The following is an 18610-nucleotide window of genomic DNA, read 5'->3' as shown; positions in this document are numbered from 1 at the left end:
ATAAATGCGCTCTGTGAGCGCATTTTTAGCTGATGGCTGATACGATTAGTATTTCCAAAAACTGGGATGGAATAGTACGGCCACAGTTAAAATCTCTAAGCGTCCTAGCAACATACCTAATGCAAGCGCCCACTTAGCCAGATCTGGCAGTGTCGAGAAGTTACCGACAGGACCAATAATCGGCCCAAGCCCAGGCCCCACGTTGGACACGGCGGTAATTGCACCAGTAAAGCTGGTTATGGGGTCTAGACCCGTTAGTACCAGAATCACAGATAACCCCACAATTACGAACATATATAACAGCACAAAGGTAATCAGCGAGCGCACAATATCTTCAGTGATCAGGCGGTTGTTATAGCGTTCCCTAAAAATGCCATTGGGATGCAATTGCTGTTTTAATTGTTCGCGCATAATCGCGCCCGCAATTTGAAAACGGAATATTTTGATCCCGCCAGACGTCGAGCCAGAACAGCTACCCACAAACATTAAGAACAGGAAGGCAATATTAGCAAAGGCACCCCAAGCGCCATAATCTGTTAAACCATAGCCCGTTGTGGTCACAACAGATACGACGTTAAAGCTGGATAATCGTAATGCATCAATCAAGGCGATATCGCGGGTTTGCCATAACCAAACACCAATAAAGCAAGAAACAAAGGTCAGAAAAAATAAGAAGCCTTTGACTTGGGCATCATTCCAAACGCTTAAATCGCGCTGGTGGATCATCTGCACAAACATCAGTAGTGGCAAACCACCTGCTGCCATAAAGATAACACCAACCCAATGGGCAGAATTGGAAAACGCCGCCATCGAGCTATCAGAAGTCGAGTAACCACCGGTCGAGAGAGTTGTCATTGAGTGGTTGATGGCTTGGAACCATGTCATGCCAGCAACATGGTAGGCAATACAGCAGATAATAGTCAGTAAAATATAGATAAAGAATAAATGCTTAGCCATGCTTTGGGTTCGAGGAACGGCCTTGTCACTCCAATCCGATGACTCAGTGCGGAACAGCCGCATACCACCAACGTTTAAGAAGGGTAGAATCGCAACCGCCATCACGATAAAGCCTATGCCACCGAGCCATTGCAATAACGAGCGCCAGAGCAAGATGCTGTGATCCATGGTATCAAGCCCAGAGAGTACGGTTGAGCCTGTGGTGGTAATGCCGGACATGGTCTCGAAGAAGGCATCCGTATAACCTATACCGTGGTAAAGCGTAAAAGGCATGGCCGCAAACAGGCTCACGATCAACCAAGTTAGGCTGGTGAGCAGAAACATATCTCGAATATTGAGGTTAATGGCCTTACTTTGGCCGTTATGCAAACACAGGCTGGCGCAAATCCCTGTGACTAAAGCCGATAACATGAAAGAGCCTACGGTCTCCTCGCCGTTGAATGCGGCAAGAAGTAAGGGCGCTAACATAAAGGCTGTTAACATCGATAAAAACAGCCCTAAAATAAACAATAACGGTCTAAAGTTCAGCATAGGATGATGACTTAAAAGAAGAAGGCGCTAGGTTGGAACAGCTTTTCGACTTCGCCGATAAATTTTTTGTTTACCAAAAACAAAATCACGTGATCCCCTTGCTCAATCACTGTTTTATCATGAGCCATCAACACTTCCTCATTCCGCACAATGGCGCCAATGGTGGTTCCCGGCGGCAGCTTGATATCGCCAATGGCCTTGCCAACAACTTTAGAGGTGCTGGAGTCACCGTGGGCAATGGCTTCGATGGCTTCGGCGGCGCCTCTACGTAAGGAATACACGTTACAGATATCGCCTTGGCGGATATGGGTCAGTAAGGCTGAAATCGTCGCCTGCTGGGGTGAAATCGCGATATCGATATTAGCTTCTTGCACAATATCCACATAGGCTTCGCGCTGGATCAGCACCATCACCTTTTTCGCCCCCATGCGCTTGGCTAGCAGGGCGGACATGATATTGGCTTCATCATCGTTAGTGACGGCAATAAACACATCGGTTTGGTCGATATGTTCTTCGAGCAGTAACTCTTGATCTGAGGCGTCACCACAAAATACTGTGGTGTTTTCAAGTTGTTCGGATAGAGACTCTGCGCGTTCGAACTTGTGTTCAATCAATTTGACTGAATGGGTGCGCTCGAGGCGTTTAGCCAAGCCTAAGCCTATGTTACCACCGCCGGCAATCATGATATTGCGGTAGGAGTTATCCAGCTTTTGCATCTCACTCATCACCGCGCGGATATGGCGACTGTCGGCCACGAAAAACACTTCATCATCGGCTTCGATAATAGTCGTACCGCGGGGCATGATAGGGCGACCTTGGCGGAAAATCGCCGCCACCCGGGTATCAATATTTGGCATATGCTCGCGTAGCGCGGCTAAGGCGTTGCCAACCAAAGGGCCGCCGTAATAGGCGCGAACTGCAACCAAACTTAAGCGCCCTTCGGCAAATTCGAGCACTTGCAGCGCACCAGGATATTCAACCAAACGTTGAATGTAAGCGGTCACTAACTGTTCGGGGGCGATAAGTTCATCGATTACAAAACCGCCGCGAGGACGCCCATCGCTATTTTTGGTCTCACTGTCGATAAATAATTTATCGCGCATCGCTAGATAAGGTTCGGAGCGAATACGGGCGATTTTAGTCGGTGTACCAAATAGGCTGTATGCCATTTGGCAGGCGACCATGTTGCATTCATCGCTGTTCGTCACAGCAATCAGCATGTCGGCATCTTCGGCGCCAGCCTCTTTCAGTACATCGGGGTGGGCACCATGGCCCGCCACGACGCGAAGGTCATATTTATCCTGCAGGGCGCGTAATCTGGATTTGTCGCTATCGACGATGGTGATATCGTTGTTTTCACCCACCAAATTTTCGGCCAAGGTTCCCCCAACTTGACCCGCACCTAATATGATAATTTTCATGGCCTTGCTTACTTCCTAATGGGTCGCTTTCAATAAACGGGCGTAATAAAACCCATCCATGTTGTGTTGTCCCGGCGTGATTTGCCAACCTATATCTTGGCTTGAAGCCTGCTGGGCAAGTGTGTCTAGCTTAGCATCTGCGGTTCTGGCTAAAAATGCACTAATTTGGTCTCGATTTTCCTGCGGCAAAATAGAGCAAGTTGCATACAGGAGTGTGCCACCGGGCTTGAGCCACTTCCAGCAGTGATCGAGAATTTGTCTTTGCAGCTCTGCCAGTTCTTCGATGTCATGGTTTTTGCGTAACCATTTGATATCGGGATGGCGGCGGATAACGCCCGTCGCTGAGCAAGGTGCGTCGAGTAAGATACGATCAAATTGTTCACCCTGCCACCATGAGTCGATATTGGCCGCATCGCCATGAATAACTTCCGCTTTTAATGATAAACGGTCAAGGTTCTGTTGCACGCGCTCAAGACGTTTGGCATCGAAATCGACGGCGACCAGCTTGATGCTAGGTTCAAGTTCGAGTAAATGGCAACTCTTACCGCCCGGTGCCGCACAGGCGTCGAGAACCAGTTCATTGGCTTGCGGAGCCAGCAGGGTCGCTGCCCATTGGGCTGCGCCATCTTGCACTGATGCCGCACCTTCGTGGAAGCGTGGTAATGTCGCCACATCCTTGGGATGGGCAAGCAGGATTGCATCATCACTCAGGCCCGCACTGGCTTCTATCTCAAGCTCACTGAGGGCGGCAAGATATTCATCGCGGCTTTGGGAGAGGCGATTGTTACGTAACCACATGGGTGGACGCTCATGACTTTGCTGGATTATCTCTTGCCAGTTGTCAGGATAAGCGGCTTTTAAGCGCTTAATTAACCAGCCCGGCGTATTGTAGCTTAAGGTCTCCGACTCTGTGCTTAGCGGTGTTAATTGGCGCTGAATATTACGCAGCACGCCATTGACGACTTTTACCATTCCCTCAAACTTTAATTGACGGCAGGCCTCAGCGGTTTCGGATATGGCCGCATGGCTTGGTATGCGGGTGAAGTAAAGCTGGTAACAGCCAACAATCAATAGCTGGTGGATGATCCTTTGCTTACCTTTGAGCGGATTAGCCAAACATTCGGCAACGCGTTTTTCTATCTGTGGCAAAGTACGCATTACGCCGTAGCAGAGCTCGGCGAGCAGGGCTTTATCTTTACCACTAGCAAGATGCCTTTGCTGTTCTGGCAGGGCAACTGAAAGTGACACGCCTTTTTCTAATACGTCGAAGATGGCTTTGGCCGCCAGTGCTCGCAAGTTCATCATTATAGCGCCTCGTTATTGAGACGAGTATTTGGGGTAAACCACTCGCCGCGGGCATTGAGAATATCTGCAACGCTGAGGGGTTTCTTGCCGGGTAATTGCATGCTGAGTAGGGTTATCACACCATCACCGGTGGCGACTTCAATGCCTTTTTTACTGGCGCTGATAATAGTGCCGGGTGCGGCATTGCTGCTGGTGGTGCTGACTTGGGTCTGCCACACCTTGATAGTATTGCCTTGGTGCTCAAAGTAGCTCACTGGCCAAGGATTGAAGGCGCGAACCTCTTGCCATAATTGGGTCGCGGATTTAGTCCAATCTAACCTCGCTTCTTCTTTACTGAGTTTTTCGGCGTAGTTAGCTAAGGCTTCATCTTGCTTTTCAGCGGCTAAGGTGCCGTTGGCTAAACCCTCGAGAGCTTGCAGTAGCGCATCAGGTCCTTGCTGGGCTAACTTCTCGTAAAGACTTGCCGAAGTATCGTCATCTTCAATAGGCAAGTAGGTTTTTAGTAGCATATCACCCGTATCTAGGCCGACATCCATCTGCATAATCGTCACGCCGGTTTCTTTATCACCTGCCCACAATGCGCGTTGAATCGGCGCCGCACCGCGCCAACGAGGCAGAATTGAACCATGAACATTGATACAGCCTAAACGTGGCGTATCAAGCACGACTTTAGGCAGGATCAAACCGTAGGCAACCACCACCATAATATCGGCATTAAGGGCGGCCAGTTCTTGCTGCGCGGGTTCTTTGCGTAGCGAACCGGGTTGATAAACTGGAATATTGTGGGCGAGCGCGAGCTCTTTCACTGGGCTGGCGGTGAGTTTTTTACCGCGCCCTGCGGGTCTATCCGGCTGTGTGTAAACAGCAATCACGTTGTGGTGTGAGTTAATCAGCGCCTGTAAATGGCGAGCGGCAAAATCCGGTGTTCCGGCGAAGATAATGTTGAGTGGTTTCAAATCTGATCCTAATGCTTATTTGGCGTCTTGTTTGGCCGCTTTTTCAAGTTTCTGTTTGATCCGTTGGCGCTTCAATGGCGACAGGTAGTCGACAAATAACTTACCTTTCAGGTGATCCATTTCATGCTGAATGCAAATCGCAAATAGGTCATCGGCTTCAACGGTGAATTCATTACCGTGTCTATCCAGAGCTTTAACGGTAACAAATTCGGCGCGGTCAACCTTGGCATAGATACCAGGGACTGACAGACAACCTTCTTCGTTACAGAAATCACCGCTACTGGCAATAATCTCGGGATTGATAAAGACTTTAGGACGTTCAACCTCGTCTTGTAAATCCATGACGATCAGTTGTTTATGATAATCAACCTGGGTTGCGGCCAAACCAATCCCTTTTTCTTGGTACATGGTTTCGAACATATCATCGATTTGAGTTTGCAACTCAGCAGTAAACTCTGTGATAGGTTGTGCTTGAGTTCGCAATCTTTCATCGGGAAAGCGTAAAACTTTTAATAGTGCCATACTTAAACTCTTAACAAGTCTGTCAAATCTCAATCAGTTGGTTATACTGACTGAGGCTAATGGGTTAATTTTAATCTTTAGTGCCTATCAATAACAGTAAAAGCTCGATTTAAGAGCTAAACAACATGGACCGCACCATGAAACGGCTAATTTTACTTGCGTTAATGACCTTTCATTGCACATTGGTTTACGCTGACACTCTCACGTTGAAAGCAGGGTATCCAGAGTCATATGTGGTAAAGAAGGGCGATACCCTGTGGGATATTTCTGCAACCTTTCTAAATGATCCGTGGAAGTGGCCACGTTTATGGGATGTTAACCCTCAAATAGCCAACCCTCATTTAATTTATCCCGGTGATCAACTCACCTTAGTCTTTATCGATGGTCAACCCAGATTAGTGCTTAATGGCGCGAGTGCGAGTATTGGAGCCAGTGAAGCAAAACCCCATATTCGCAAAACTCCAGAGGGACGCGTAATTGCCAAGAGCAATGCGGTTCCTGCGGTTGATTTGGCATTAATCCAAAATTACCTCGTTCAAAACCGTGTGGTTGATGCTAGCTGGCTAGGCATGCAACCTATGGTACTCGGCGGTGAAAGCCCGTCGCGCCATCATATTGTTGGTGATGTGATTTATATCAATAGCGAATTACCTTTGCATCAAAAGTTAGGAGTCTATGAGCGTGGCCGAGAATTCTTTAATAAAGAAACGGGCGAGGCGCTAGGACAGGAAGCGATTCTGGCATCCACGGGCCAAGTAATTGAGTCTGGCAAAGTGTCTAAGGTAAAAATTCTGAGCAATTTCCGTGAAACCAAAGCGGGCTTTAGGGTGTTGCCGATGGAGGATGAAGCGTTAATGTCAGCTTACTTTACGCCAAAACCCGCAGAACTTAAGACGCCAGCGACCATATTGGCCATCGAGTCGAAAATGCGCGAAGCCGGTAAACTCAATGTTGTCTATCTTGATAAAGGTACGCAGGACGGTATTGAGCCTGGCGAGGTATTCTCCATTTATCGCGATGGCGAAGAAATCGTGATTAATAACGATGGCCAACCTGTGCCCTCGATGGAACGGACAGCCTATGACAATGTGGTTGCGTCACTTTCATCCGACAGGGCACTCAAAATGCCTGATGTTTACAATGGTAAGTTATTAGTATTCAAAGTGTTTGATAAAGCAAGTTTAGGATTGATTGTATCGACGGAGCGTTCTGTGCGGGTCGATGATAAATTAATCGCCCCAGATTCCTTAGCCTTTAGAGGTCAATAATCTCTGAAAACTTGGTTGATTGGTTAATTGTTAGTGCGGTATCTGGGCTCGGACCCGCTCGGACACAACAATTATTAACGCACATGGATGTGGACGACCTCAGGCAAAGGCTCGAGCATGAGAAACACTCGCTCCCTTTGTCTGACAATCAGCTCCACAGCTTGGTTATTGACTATCAAAAAGTCGATGCTGCTTTAGAGTGGCAACAACAGGCGGCACATAATCATTTAGTCTGTTTTTCCGATCCGCTTTATCCTCCGTTGCTAAAACAATTAACCGATCCACCCTGCGTTTTGTTTGTTAAGGGCTGCGTCGAGGCGCTAGCGATTCCATCCCTTGCTGTTGTGGGCAGCCGTAATGCATCTCCTGGTGGGTTACAGATGGCTTATCAATTGGCTCGAGAGATGTCGGCGCTTGGATTTAGTATCTGTAGCGGCATGGCGATGGGGATTGATGGTGCGGCGCATAAAGCTTGTGTTGATTATGGTGGAAGAACGCTTGCCGTGCTGGGAACTGGGATTGATATTACTTATCCGCGCCGACATAAGCAGCTTTATGAGGATATTCAGCGCCAAGGCTGTATAATAAGCGAGTTTTGGCCGGATGTAGGGCCTTTTGCGGGCAATTTCCCGAAACGAAATCGCATCATTAGTGGTCTTTCTTTAGGGACGCTGGTGGTTGAGGCCTGTCGCAAAAGTGGTTCACTCATCACCGCAAGGTTGGCTATGGAGCAAGGGCGTGAGGTGTTTGCCGTGCCTGGCTCCATCCTAGGAGGATTTCACCAAGGCTGTCACGATTTATTACGTGATGGGGCAAAACTTGTGGAAAGCGCGGCCGATATAGTGGAAGAGCTGGCAAGTTTGACAGCCTTTCATCTTGAAGAACTCTACTCCAGCCACCATATACAGCAAGGTGATATTTGTGATTTGCCATTTTCATCGCTGTTAGCTAGTGTAGGTTATGAAACTACAACAATTGATGCTGTAGTTGAACATAGTGGGAAAACGATAGATCTGGTGTTAGAACAAATGCTTGAACTTGAGTTGCAAGGTTGGGTTGTTGCAGTACCCGGTGGTTACGTCAGAGTAAAGAGGAGCTAGCCATGTTTGATATCCTCATGTATCTATTTGAAAACTATGTTCACAGTGAAGTCGAACTATTAGTTGATGAAGACGAGTTAACCAAGGAACTCACTCGCGCTGGTTTTCATCAGTCGGAGATTTTAAAAGCCTTAACTTGGTTGGAGCGTCTGGCAGAGTTGCAGGAAGGGGATAAGCCTTACCTGTGTAATCATGATCAGCATTCGTTTCGGATTTACACCAAAGACGAAATGGAAAAGCTGGATGTGGAGTGCCGTGGATTCCTGCTCTTTTTAGAGCAAGTTAAAGTGCTTAATGTCGAAACCCGTGAGATGGTGATCGATAGAGTCATGGAGCTTGATGAGCCTGCCTTGATCCTCGAAGATCTTAAGTGGGTTATTCTGATGGTGCTCTTTAATGCGCCCGGCCATGAGTCTGCCTATGAGCAAATGGAAGATTTAATTTTTGAGCAGCCAGAAGAAGGCCGGCTACATTCTTAAGTGTTGTGACGTTATAAATAATGAGAAAGGAGGCTAGCCCTCCTTTTTTGATGCCATATGTTTGTTGAGACCTGTGCGGTGAGTTATCTGCGGATTAGCCGCAATGACTAGTGGTAAATGATTATGTCTAAGATCGATGAACAACTATTTAGTGCCCACGAGCACGCACTGGAAAAAGAATACGAGTTATGCCCCGAGTGTGGCAGCGAGTTGTCGGTAAAACACAGTAAGCATGGGAGTTTTATCGGCTGTAATAATTACCCAACCTGTGAATATACTCGTCCTTTAGTGCAGCACGAATCGATTGAAACCCAAGTGATTGAAGGTTCTAAATGTCCCGCATGCGGCCATGAGTTGGCGGTTAAATCGGGGCGTTTTGGCATTTTTATCGGCTGTACCCAATATCCCAGTTGTACTCATATTGAAAGACCTGATCAGGAGAGCAATAAACCTGAGGTGGCCTGTCCTGAATGTAAGACGGGTAAACTTGAGCATCGCACCAGCCGTTTTGGTAAGAGTTTTTATGCCTGTAGCGCGTATCCCAAATGTAAGTTTATCGTCAATTATCCACCCGTTGGCGAAACCTGTCCGAGTTGTGGCTTTGGGATTTTAGTCGAGCGTAAAGGTGCGGCGGGAATGCGTTTAGAATGCCCGCAAAAAAGCTGTAAATACAAACGAGCGCTTTAGTGTGATCGATCTCTCTAAAAGTTTGGCCGCTTAAACCGCCTTAGGTATAATCCCTGTCCAACCATGGATGGGGTAGCCAAGATGCCAAAATTTGTTTGGAAAAACGATTAAATCCATAAGGTAATCCTAAGATGTTACAGCTGCACCCCTCTGACATTAAAGACGTAGTGTTAAACGGTGGCGTTATCGCTTATCCCACTGAAGCCGTCTATGGTTTAGGTTGTGACCCAGATAATGATACTGCCATTCAAAAATTACTCGCCGTAAAACAACGTCCTTGGCAGAAGGGCCTTATCTTAGTGGCGAGCGAGTTTTCCCAGTTATTAGACTATGTCGATGAGTCACAGTTGAGCGCCGAGCAGCTTGAGTTTGCCTTTTCTAAATGGCCAGGGCCTTTTACCTTTGTGATGCCGATTAAACCGCATGTCTCGCGTTATTTATCCGGTGAATTTGATTCTATCGCCGTGCGCGTCTCCGCCCATGAAGGTGTGCGGACTTTGTGCCAAGCCTTGGGTAAACCACTCGTTTCAACCAGTGCCAACTTAGCCGGCGAAGATCCCGCACTTAGTGATGATGACATTCTCAACGCTTTTGAAGGCAAAATAGATGCCTTAGTGCTAGGCCAATTAGGCCAACAGCGTCAGCCGTCCACCATTGTTGATGCTCGAAGTGGCAAGATTTTGCGCAACGGACAGTAACTAATTAATAAAAATAAGGATAAAAGCTATGAGTGTGCCAGATGCGACAGTGGTAAAAGCATTTTTACTCGATCTACAACATCGAATTTGTGCGGGTCTTGAACAGTTGGATGGGCAAGCAAGCTTTGCAGCCGATTCATGGACGCGCGCTGAAGGCGGTGGCGGCACCAGTCGGGTCTTAACCCAAGGTGCGGTATTTGAGCAAGCCGGAGTTAACTTTTCCCATGTGACAGGGGCTGCGATGCCCACATCGGCAACGGCTCATCGCCCTGAATTGGCGGGTCGCAGCTTTGAAGCCATGGGTGTCTCCTTAGTTATTCATCCAAAAAGTCCTTACATTCCAACCACCCATGCTAATGTGCGTTTCTTTATTGCCCATAAAGACGGCGCGGATCCTGTCTGGTGGTTTGGTGGTGGTTTCGATTTAACGCCTTACTATCCTTTCGAAGAAGATGTGCGCGAGTGGCACCAAAGTGCTAAAAATCTATGCCAGCCTTTTGGTGACGATGTTTATCCTAAGTATAAGAAGTGGTGTGATGAGTATTTCTTCCTGCCACATCGTAATGAAACCCGCGGCGTGGGCGGTCTGTTCTTTGATGACTTGAACCAAGCAGGCTTCGATAAGAGTTTCGATTTTATGCAGGCGGTGGGCAACGGCTTCTTAACTGCTTATGCGCCGATTGTTGAGCGTCGTAAAGTGACTCCCTATGGTGAGCGTGAGCGTGAGTTCCAGTTATATCGTCGCGGCCGTTATGTTGAGTTCAATCTGGTATACGACAGAGGCACCTTGTTCGGCCTGCAAACCGGTGGTCGCACAGAGTCTATTTTGATGTCAATGCCGCCATTGGTACGTTGGCAATATGCTTATACGCCAGAGGCGGGCACTCCAGAGGCAGATCTTTACGATAACTACCTCAAGCCACGGGATTGGGTATAAGCAACGGGTATCAGTATGAGTAGCGTCATTGCACTTTATTGATTACGCATATGATCAGCCAGAGTTGAAATCGCCTCATAGATAGCGGCGCGATGCTCTGGCTTTTTTATGTGTTTTTCAATGGCAAACTTCATGCAAAATAGCCATTGATCCCGCATTGTCTCATCTACTGCGAAGGGCATATGCCGAGCGCGTAATGCGGGATGACCATACTTTTGCTGATATAACTGCGGACCGCCTAGCCAGCCACTTAAGAATTCATAGAGCTTTTGTTCCGACTCTGCAATCGGCGCACGGTGAATCGCGAATAAGGCTTGTGTTTCTGCTGAGCTTGCCATTTTCTGATAGAAACTATTGGCAATCGCGCGGATCACTTTGTCGCCACCAATTAAATCATAGGCATTAGACTGATTCGGATCCCTGTCATCCGACACGTTTGTGTGTTTACTAAAAATCTTTTTAAGCCAGTTCATAGGTCTAACTGCATTGCTGTCTACAATTTCGATGCGCGCATTATAGCCTGAATGTCACTGTGAAACCGAAGGCTAAAGTTAGGTACAACAACTTAGGCTCGCCACTAGGCTGTGCTACCGCCTAAAAGCGCGCTAGACTGCATGCCATTCACAGCCAATAGAATCCCGCAGATGACAGATATGCCCTCAGTAACTACGCCAGTACTTGATCGATATGCCGTGTTTGGCAATCCGATAGGTCACAGTAAATCACCCTTTATCCATGGACAGTTTGCGGCCCTTACGCAGCAGTCCCTGAGTTATGAAGCGATTCTGGCGCCCATTGATGGTTTTGAGGCGAGTTTACGAGCATTTTTTCAGGCGGGAGGAAAGGGCGCGAATGTGACAGTGCCTTTTAAAGAGCAAGCCTTTGCCCTCTGCGACCGCTTAAGCGCCGAAGCGACACTGGCGGGGGCGGTCAATACCTTAAGTTTGTTGGCCGATGGCACAATTTATGGTGATAACACCGACGGTTTAGGATTGGTGGCTGACCTTATCAGTCACCTTGGTAGTTTGCAGTATAAACGGGTGCTCTTGGTTGGTGCAGGCGGTGCAGCGCGCGGTTGTATTTTGCCATTACTTAAGGCAGAAGTTGGTCAACTAGTCATCACTAACCGCACTCAAAGTAAGGCGCAGGCCCTAGTGGAGATATTTAGCCAAGTACAAGAGGGGCGCTACAGCGATAAACTCCAAGCGATGTCTATGCTTGAGTTATCAGGGGAGTTTGATTTAGTGATTAACTCGACCTCGGCGAGTCTTGCCGGGGAGTTACCGCCACTGCCACAGTCCATTATCGGCAGCAAGACGGCTTGCTACGATATGATGTATGGCGCCAAACCAACGGCATTTAATCAATGGGCTGTGCAACAGGGCGCTGTGCAAGTGATTGATGGACTGGGTATGCTTGTGGGTCAAGCGGCAAAGAGTTTTGCGCTCTGGCGTGGCGTCGAGCCAGATACCTCAGGAGTGCTTAAATTACTCAGGGACAAACTACAGGCCGACGCGCAATAGAGGCTCAAGAGGAAGATAAAATGAATCAGAGTATTTTATTCCCCGATCTGCAACATTGGGATGAAACCCAAAAGCACATTTGCTTTATTGCCCAGCAGCAGGGAATGAATATTAAGTGTTATATCAGCGCACAGAAGTTGGCGCAGTTAAATGACTTTTCGCCCCAGCCTAATATCGATGAAGCGGCCGCCATGTTAGCGCTATTTGATGCAGTTAGATTCGATGCCGAGGAAATGGCAGAAGCCTTAATTGAAGCAGAAGAGTTTGATGAGTTTGGCGCAGTGCACTTAGGCTAAGCCAAAATAAACAAGATGGCAGCTTAAATTCTGCCATCTCGATTTAATAGATACATTACTCTGGCTTAGGTTCTGCCAAGTATTCGTTTTTCAAGCGCACATAGTTATCCGCGGATTCAGGTAAAAACTTCAATTCCGCTTCGGTTAACGGTCGCGCCTGTTTCGCAGGGCTGCCGACATATAAGTAGCCGCTCTGCAGCACTTTACCTGGTGGTACTAACGACCCCGCACCTAAAATCACATCATCTTCTAATATGGCACCGTCGAGGATAATGGCCCCCATTCCTACTAAAACACGATTACCCACCTTGCAGCCATGCAGCATCGCCTTATGCCCAATCGTCACATCATCACCAATGATCAGTGGATGCCCTTCAGGACGAGAAGCGGATTTGCGGGTCACGTGCAATATGCTGCCATCCTGTACATTGGAGCGTTTACCAATTCTAATATGATTGACATCCCCACGAGCGGCCACCATAGGCCAAATACTCGCGTCGGTATCTAAAGCAATGTCGCCAACGAGCACTGAAGCTTGGTCCACATACACATTATCGCCGAGTTGTGGATGAATTCCTTGGTAAGTTCTGAGTGGCCCAGACATAAAAAAGTCCCTAATTGAGTGGTTTTTAGCATTATAAAGGTTAAAAACTGACAGGTCAGGTCAAATATCCAACGAACAGTGCAAAAATGCCAATTATCTTAAAGTTAGGGGTTGCACAAAAAGTTTCGCTGCCTATAATGCGCATCCACTGACACGGCAGACAGCGAAAGCTAACGCGGTTACAGTGCGAATCGAATGCAAAATGTGCAGTTGATTCGAAAGCCTCAAGAAGTTTGCAAAAACGCCTTGACGCGACAAGGGAAATGCGTAGAATACGCAGCCCTGACCTAGTGAGCGGTAACGCAAGCGATGAGGTCAAACGCTCTTTAACAATCTAAACAAGAAATCTGTGTGGACACTCACAGGTGTTGAGTTAATCGAAATTACTCTGCCGTTTGGCGAGTAATCAAAGAATTAAATCAATGAATGAGTGTTCATAGCAATATGTACATACAGTAATGTATGAATTGAAACGCGATGCTTCTTAGTGAGCAAAGCGAATCAAAACAGTAGAATTCATTGAGTCGTTTCTTCGGAAACAAAAAACTTTTAATTGAAGAGTTTGATCATGGCTCAGATTGAACGCTGGCGGCAGGCCTAACACATGCAAGTCGAGCGGCAGCACGAGGGAGTTTACTCCTGAGGTGGCGAGCGGCGGACGGGTGAGTAATGCCTAGGGATCTGCCCAGTCGAGGGGGATAACAGTTGGAAACGACTGCTAATACCGCATACGCCCTACGGGGGAAAGGAGGGGACCTTCGGGCCTTCCGCGATTGGATGAACCTAGGTGGGATTAGCTAGTTGGTGAGGTAATGGCTCACCAAGGCGACGATCCCTAGCTGTTCTGAGAGGATGATCAGCCACACTGGGACTGAGACACGGCCCAGACTCCTACGGGAGGCAGCAGTGGGGAATATTGCACAATGGGGGAAACCCTGATGCAGCCATGCCGCGTGTGTGAAGAAGGCCTTCGGGTTGTAAAGCACTTTCAGTAGGGAGGAAAGGGTGAGTCTTAATACGGCTCATCTGTGACGTTACCTACAGAAGAAGGACCGGCTAACTCCGTGCCAGCAGCCGCGGTAATACGGAGGGTCCGAGCGTTAATCGGAATTACTGGGCGTAAAGCGTGCGCAGGCGGTTTGTTAAGCGAGATGTGAAAGCCCTGGGCTCAACCTAGGAATAGCATTTCGAACTGGCGAACTAGAGTCTTGTAGAGGGGGGTAGAATTCCAGGTGTAGCGGTGAAATGCGTAGAGATCTGGAGGAATACCGGTGGCGAAGGCGGCCCCCTGGACAAAGACTGACGCTCATGCACGAAAGCGTGGGGAGCAAACAGGATTAGATACCCTGGTAGTCCACGCCGTAAACGATGTCTACTCGGAGTTTGGTGTCTTGAACACTGGGCTCTCAAGCTAACGCATTAAGTAGACCGCCTGGGGAGTACGGCCGCAAGGTTAAAACTCAAATGAATTGACGGGGGCCCGCACAAGCGGTGGAGCATGTGGTTTAATTCGATGCAACGCGAAGAACCTTACCTACTCTTGACATCCACGGAAGAGACCAGAGATGGACTTGTGCCTTCGGGAACCGTGAGACAGGTGCTGCATGGCTGTCGTCAGCTCGTGTTGTGAAATGTTGGGTTAAGTCCCGCAACGAGCGCAACCCCTATCCTTATTTGCCAGCACGTAATGGTGGGAACTCTAGGGAGACTGCCGGTGATAAACCGGAGGAAGGTGGGGACGACGTCAAGTCATCATGGCCCTTACGAGTAGGGCTACACACGTGCTACAATGGCGAGTACAGAGGGTTGCAAAGCCGCGAGGTGGAGCTAATCTCACAAAGCTCGTCGTAGTCCGGATTGGAGTCTGCAACTCGACTCCATGAAGTCGGAATCGCTAGTAATCGTGGATCAGAATGCCACGGTGAATACGTTCCCGGGCCTTGTACACACCGCCCGTCACACCATGGGAGTGGGCTGCAAAAGAAGTGGGTAGCTTAACCTTCGGGGGGGCGCTCACCACTTTGTGGTTCATGACTGGGGTGAAGTCGTAACAAGGTAGCCCTAGGGGAACCTGGGGCTGGATCACCTCCTTACCTATACGACTAACTCGATGTTTGCTGAGTGTTCACACAGATGGCTTGTTGAACTTCCTGTAAGGGAAGGGAGAGCGACATGCACCGCGAGCCGGTATGCATTGTTCTTTAACAATTTGGAAAGCTGATAGTAATTAATACAATGATGTCTGTCGTTGTGTTAATACGAAAAAATTGAGTTCTTAAAACACTTGTTAAGTGTCTTGAATATTCAAGTCTAAGGCGAGTCCATCTTCTTGGTCGAAGATGAGACAAGTAAAACCAGCTGGTCGCAACAGCTCAAGTGGCTCACGTAAGTGAAACCTATTTGGGTTGTATGGTTAAGCGACTAAGCGTATACGGTGGATGCCTTGGCAGTCAGAGGCGATGAAGGACGTAGTAACTTGCGAAAAGCGTTGGCGAGCTAGTAACAAGCATTTGAGCTAACGATGTCCGAATGGGGGAACCCGGCACCATAAGGTGTCATCATTAAGTGAATACATAGCTTAATGAGGCAAACGAGGGGAACTGAAACATCTAAGTACCCTTAGGAAAAGAAATCAACCGAGATTCCCCTAGTAGCGGCGAGCGAACGGGGATTAGCCCTTAAGTCAGAGGGGTGTTAGTGGAATGGTCTGGAAAGTCCAGCGGCACAGGGTGATAGCCCCGTACACGAAAACTAACCTTTGATGAAAACGAGTAAGGCGGGACACGTGATATCCTGTTTGAATATGGGGGGACCATCCTCCAAGGCTAAATACTCCTGACTGACCGATAGTGAACCAGTACCGTGAGGGAAAGGCGAAAAGAACCCCTGTGAGGGGAGTGAAATAGAACCTGAAACCGTATACGTACAAGCAGTGGGAGCGGTTCTTGAGACCGTGACTGCGTACCTTTTGTATAATGGGTCAGCGACTTACGTTTTGTAGCGAGGTTAAGCGAATAGCGGAGCCGTAGGGAAACCGAGTGTTAACTGCGCGTTTAGTTGCAAGGCGTAGACCCGAAACCCGGTGATCTAGCCATGGGCAGGTTGAAGGTTGAGTAACATCAACTGGAGGACCGAACCGACTAATGTTGAAAAATTAGCGGATGACTTGTGGCTGGGGGTGAAAGGCCAATCAAACCGGGAGATATCTGGTTCTCCTCGAAAGCTATTTAGGTAGCGCCTCGAGCGAATACCATTGGGGGTAGAGCACTGTTAAGGCTAGGGGGTCATCCCGACTTACCAACCCTTTGCAAACTCCGAATACCAATGAGTACTACTCGGGAGACAGACGGCGGGTGCTAACGTCCGTCGTCAAAAGGGAAACAACCCAGACCGTCAGCTAAGGTCCCAAAGTGTATGTTAAGTGGGAAACGATGTGGGAAGGCTTAGACAGCTAGGATGTTGGCTTAGAAGCAGCCATCATTTAAAGAAAGCGTAATAGCTCACTAGTCGAGTCGGCCTGCGCGGAAGATGTAACGGGGCTAAACATACCACCGAAGCTACGGGTGCAATTCATTAGAGTTGCGCGGTAGAGGAGCGTTCTGTAAGCCGTTGAAGGTGAAGGGGTAACCCACACTGGAGGTATCAGAAGTGCGAATGCTGACATGAGTAACGATAAAGGGGGTGAAAAACCCCCTCGCCGAAAGACCAAGGGTTCCTGTCCAACGTTAATCGGGGCAGGGTGAGTCGACCCCTAAGGTGAGGCCGAAAGGCGTAATCGATGGGAAACAGATTAATATTTCTGTACTTCCGCTAACTGCGATGGAGAGACGGAGAAGGCTAGGCTAGCGCGGCGTTGGTAGTCCGCGTTTAAGGTGGTAGGTGGGTGACTTAGGCAAATCCGGGTCACTATACACTGAGAGCTGATGACGAGTCCCCAAGGGGATGAAGTAGTTGATGCCATGCTTCCAGGAAAATCTTCTAAGCTTCAGGTTAGCGGGAATCGTACCCCAAACCGACACAGGTGGTCGGGTAGAGAATACCAAGGCGCTTGAGAGAACTCGGCTGAAGGAACTAGGCAAAATGGTACCGTAACTTCGGGAGAAGGTACGCTCTTGTTGGTGATGAGACTTGCTCTCTAAGCTGACGGGAGTCGCAGATACCAGGTGGCTGCAACTGTTTATCAAAAACACAGCACTGTGCAAAATCGCAAGATGACGTATACGGTGTGACGCCTGCCCGGTGCCGGAAGGTTAATTGATTGGGTTATCGCAAGAGAAGCTCATGATCGAAGCCCCGGTAAACGGCGGCCGTAACTATAACGGTCCTAAGGTAGCGAAATTCCTTGTCGGGTAAGTTCCGACCTGCACGAATGGCGTAATGATGGCCACGCTGTCTCCAGCCGAGACTCAGTGAAGTTGAAATTGCGGTGAAGATGCCGTATACCCGCGGCTAGACGGAAAGACCCCGTGAACCTTTACTATAGCTTGGCACTGAACATTGACCCTACATGTGTAGGATAGGTGGGAGACTATGAAGTTGGAACGCTAGTTCTGATGGAGTCGTCCTTGAAATACCACCCTTGTAGTGTTGATGTTCTAACTTGGCCCCATTATCTGGGGTAAGGACAGTGCCTGGTGGGTAGTTTGACTGGGGCGGTCTCCTCCCAAAGAGTAACGGAGGAGCACGAAGGTTGGCTAAGTACGGTCGGACATCGTACGGTTAGTGCAATGGCATAAGCCAGCTTAACTGCGAGACAGACACGTCGAGCAGGTACGAAAGTAGGTCATAGTGATCCGGTGGTTCTGAATGGAAGGGCCATCGCTCAACGGATAAAAGGTACTCCGGGGATAACAGGCTGATACCGCCCAAGAGTTCATATCGACGGCGGTGTTTGGCACCTCGATGTCGGCTCATCACATCCTGGGGCTGAAGTCGGTCCCAAGGGTATGGCTGTTCGCCATTTAAAGTGGTACGCGAGCTGGGTTCAGAACGTCGTGAGACAGTTCGGTCCCTATCTGCCGTGGGCGTTGGATGATTGAGGGGAGTTGCTCCTAGTACGAGAGGACCGGAGTGAACGAACCGCTGGTGTTCGGGTTGTCATGCCAATGGCATTGCCCGGTAGCTATGTTCGGAATCGATAACCGCTGAAAGCATCTAAGCGGGAAGCGAGCCCCAAGATGAGTCATCCCTTGGACTTTAAGTCCACTAAAGAGCCGTTCGAGACTAGGACGTTGATAGGTCAGGTGTGTAAGCGTTGTGAGGCGTTGAGCTAACTGATACTAATGACTCGAGAGGCTTAACCATACAACCCAGATGGGTTTTGCTA

The 18610-nt window shown here is 48.6% G+C and carries 15 protein-coding genes and 2 rRNA genes; 10 read left to right on the top strand and 7 right to left on the bottom strand.

Annotation, left to right across the window (positions count from 1 at the left end):
- Positions 1 to 45: 45 nt before the first annotated feature.
- From KXJ80_RS02005 to def, 5 genes are read right to left on the bottom strand one after another with little or no spacing between them, the layout of a single operon-like run.
- Positions 46 to 1488 (bottom strand): TrkH family potassium uptake protein, encoded by a 1443-nt coding sequence (locus tag KXJ80_RS02005; RefSeq protein ID WP_144346143.1) that lies wholly within the window; start codon positions 1486 to 1488, stop codon positions 46 to 48.
- A gap of 11 nt (positions 1489 to 1499) precedes the next feature.
- Positions 1500 to 2909, bottom strand: coding sequence for a Trk system potassium transporter TrkA (gene trkA / locus KXJ80_RS02000; RefSeq protein ID WP_037429374.1), 1410 nt, complete (start codon positions 2907 to 2909; stop codon positions 1500 to 1502).
- Positions 2910 to 2924: 15 nt separating this feature from the next.
- A complete protein-coding gene (gene rsmB, locus KXJ80_RS01995) occupies positions 2925 to 4211 on the bottom strand; it encodes a 16S rRNA (cytosine(967)-C(5))-methyltransferase RsmB (protein ID WP_259474806.1) in 1287 nt (428 codons plus the stop codon).
- A gap of 2 nt (positions 4212 to 4213) precedes the next feature.
- Positions 4214 to 5170 (bottom strand): methionyl-tRNA formyltransferase, encoded by a 957-nt coding sequence (fmt, locus tag KXJ80_RS01990; protein WP_218737714.1) that lies wholly within the window; start codon positions 5168 to 5170, stop codon positions 4214 to 4216.
- 15 nt (positions 5171 to 5185) lie between these two features.
- Positions 5186 to 5692: a peptide deformylase gene (gene def, locus KXJ80_RS01985; protein WP_037429378.1), complete on the bottom strand. Its 507-nt coding sequence runs from the start codon at positions 5690 to 5692 to the stop codon at positions 5186 to 5188.
- Positions 5693 to 5817: 125 nt separating this feature from the next.
- Here def and KXJ80_RS01980 point away from each other — a divergent pair, with 125 nt between their 5' ends.
- From KXJ80_RS01980 to hemF, 6 genes are all read left to right on the top strand, one after another.
- Entirely contained in the window at positions 5818 to 6960 is a 1143-nt protein-coding gene (locus tag KXJ80_RS01980; protein ID WP_037429380.1) for a LysM peptidoglycan-binding domain-containing protein, read from the top strand.
- Between the two features lie 137 nt (positions 6961 to 7097).
- A complete protein-coding gene (gene dprA, locus KXJ80_RS01975) occupies positions 7098 to 8060 on the top strand; it encodes a DNA-processing protein DprA (protein WP_445772414.1) in 963 nt (320 codons plus the stop codon).
- 2 nt (positions 8061 to 8062) lie between these two features.
- Positions 8063 to 8539 (top strand): DUF494 family protein, encoded by a 477-nt coding sequence (locus KXJ80_RS01970; protein WP_011070451.1) that lies wholly within the window; start codon positions 8063 to 8065, stop codon positions 8537 to 8539.
- Between the two features lie 123 nt (positions 8540 to 8662).
- A complete protein-coding gene (locus KXJ80_RS01965; protein WP_218737712.1) occupies positions 8663 to 9226 on the top strand; it encodes a DNA topoisomerase family protein in 564 nt (187 codons plus the stop codon).
- A gap of 131 nt (positions 9227 to 9357) precedes the next feature.
- Positions 9358 to 9924: an L-threonylcarbamoyladenylate synthase type 1 TsaC gene (tsaC, locus tag KXJ80_RS01960; protein ID WP_218737711.1), complete on the top strand. Its 567-nt coding sequence runs from the start codon at positions 9358 to 9360 to the stop codon at positions 9922 to 9924.
- Positions 9925 to 9952: 28 nt separating this feature from the next.
- Positions 9953 to 10861 carry an oxygen-dependent coproporphyrinogen oxidase gene (gene hemF / locus KXJ80_RS01955; RefSeq protein WP_218737710.1) on the top strand — a complete coding sequence of 303 codons (909 nt, stop codon included), beginning with the start codon at positions 9953 to 9955 and terminating at the stop codon, positions 10859 to 10861.
- A 35-nt stretch (positions 10862 to 10896) separates the two neighbouring features.
- Here hemF and KXJ80_RS01950 read toward each other — a convergent pair whose 3' ends face one another.
- A complete protein-coding gene (locus KXJ80_RS01950) occupies positions 10897 to 11334 on the bottom strand; it encodes a group II truncated hemoglobin (RefSeq protein WP_218737709.1) in 438 nt (145 codons plus the stop codon).
- A 171-nt stretch (positions 11335 to 11505) separates the two neighbouring features.
- Here KXJ80_RS01950 and aroE point away from each other — a divergent pair, with 171 nt between their 5' ends.
- Together aroE and KXJ80_RS01940 are read left to right on the top strand one after the other, a co-directional pair.
- On the top strand, positions 11506 to 12384 hold the full coding sequence (gene aroE, locus KXJ80_RS01945; RefSeq protein ID WP_218737708.1) for a shikimate dehydrogenase: 879 nt from the start codon (positions 11506 to 11508) through the stop codon (positions 12382 to 12384).
- A gap of 20 nt (positions 12385 to 12404) precedes the next feature.
- Positions 12405 to 12680, top strand: coding sequence for a DUF1488 family protein (locus KXJ80_RS01940; RefSeq protein ID WP_037413524.1), 276 nt, complete (start codon positions 12405 to 12407; stop codon positions 12678 to 12680).
- A 55-nt stretch (positions 12681 to 12735) separates the two neighbouring features.
- Here KXJ80_RS01940 and KXJ80_RS01935 read toward each other — a convergent pair whose 3' ends face one another.
- Positions 12736 to 13284 (bottom strand): gamma carbonic anhydrase family protein, encoded by a 549-nt coding sequence (locus KXJ80_RS01935; RefSeq protein ID WP_169548732.1) that lies wholly within the window; start codon positions 13282 to 13284, stop codon positions 12736 to 12738.
- Between the two features lie 550 nt (positions 13285 to 13834).
- On the opposite strand from KXJ80_RS01935, the gene KXJ80_RS01930 reads away from it, so the two are divergent.
- A 16S ribosomal RNA gene (locus KXJ80_RS01930) occupies positions 13835 to 15377 on the top strand.
- A gap of 318 nt (positions 15378 to 15695) precedes the next feature.
- Positions 15696 to 18588: ribosomal RNA gene (locus KXJ80_RS01925) — 23S ribosomal RNA — on the top strand.
- Together the 16S and 23S rRNA genes form the textbook arrangement of a ribosomal RNA operon.
- The last annotated feature ends 22 nt before the right edge of the window (positions 18589 to 18610 follow it).

Source organism: Shewanella xiamenensis, from assembly GCF_024971755.1.
GTDB lineage: Bacteria > Pseudomonadota > Gammaproteobacteria > Enterobacterales > Shewanellaceae > Shewanella > Shewanella xiamenensis.
Note: the sequence above shows the minus strand (reverse complement) of the source record. Positions and strands in the feature narration are given on the sequence as shown.

Bases quoted from the DNA above. Each gene is read 5' to 3' on its own strand.
- aroE (WP_218737708.1), top strand. From the start codon at position 11,506: ATGACAGATATGCCCTCAGTAACTACGCCAGTACTTGATCGATATGCC.
- trkA (WP_037429374.1), bottom strand. From the start codon at position 2,909: ATGAAAATTATCATATTAGGTGCGGGTCAAGTTGGGGGAACCTTGGCC.
- def (WP_037429378.1), bottom strand. From the start codon at position 5,692: ATGGCACTATTAAAAGTTTTACGCTTTCCCGATGAAAGATTGCGAACT.
- hemF (WP_218737710.1), top strand. From the start codon at position 9,953: ATGAGTGTGCCAGATGCGACAGTGGTAAAAGCATTTTTACTCGATCTA.
- tsaC (WP_218737711.1), top strand. From the start codon at position 9,358: ATGTTACAGCTGCACCCCTCTGACATTAAAGACGTAGTGTTAAACGGT.
- KXJ80_RS02005 (WP_144346143.1), bottom strand. From the start codon at position 1,488: ATGCTGAACTTTAGACCGTTATTGTTTATTTTAGGGCTGTTTTTATCG.
- KXJ80_RS01965 (WP_218737712.1), top strand. From the start codon at position 8,663: ATGTCTAAGATCGATGAACAACTATTTAGTGCCCACGAGCACGCACTG.
- rsmB (WP_259474806.1), bottom strand. From the start codon at position 4,211: ATGAACTTGCGAGCACTGGCGGCCAAAGCCATCTTCGACGTATTAGAA.
- KXJ80_RS01940 (WP_037413524.1), top strand. From the start codon at position 12,405: ATGAATCAGAGTATTTTATTCCCCGATCTGCAACATTGGGATGAAACC.
- KXJ80_RS01935 (WP_169548732.1), bottom strand. From the start codon at position 13,284: ATGTCTGGGCCACTCAGAACTTACCAAGGAATTCATCCACAACTCGGC.
- KXJ80_RS01950 (WP_218737709.1), bottom strand. From the start codon at position 11,334: ATGAACTGGCTTAAAAAGATTTTTAGTAAACACACAAACGTGTCGGAT.
- KXJ80_RS01980 (WP_037429380.1), top strand. From the start codon at position 5,818: ATGGACCGCACCATGAAACGGCTAATTTTACTTGCGTTAATGACCTTT.
- KXJ80_RS01970 (WP_011070451.1), top strand. From the start codon at position 8,063: ATGTTTGATATCCTCATGTATCTATTTGAAAACTATGTTCACAGTGAA.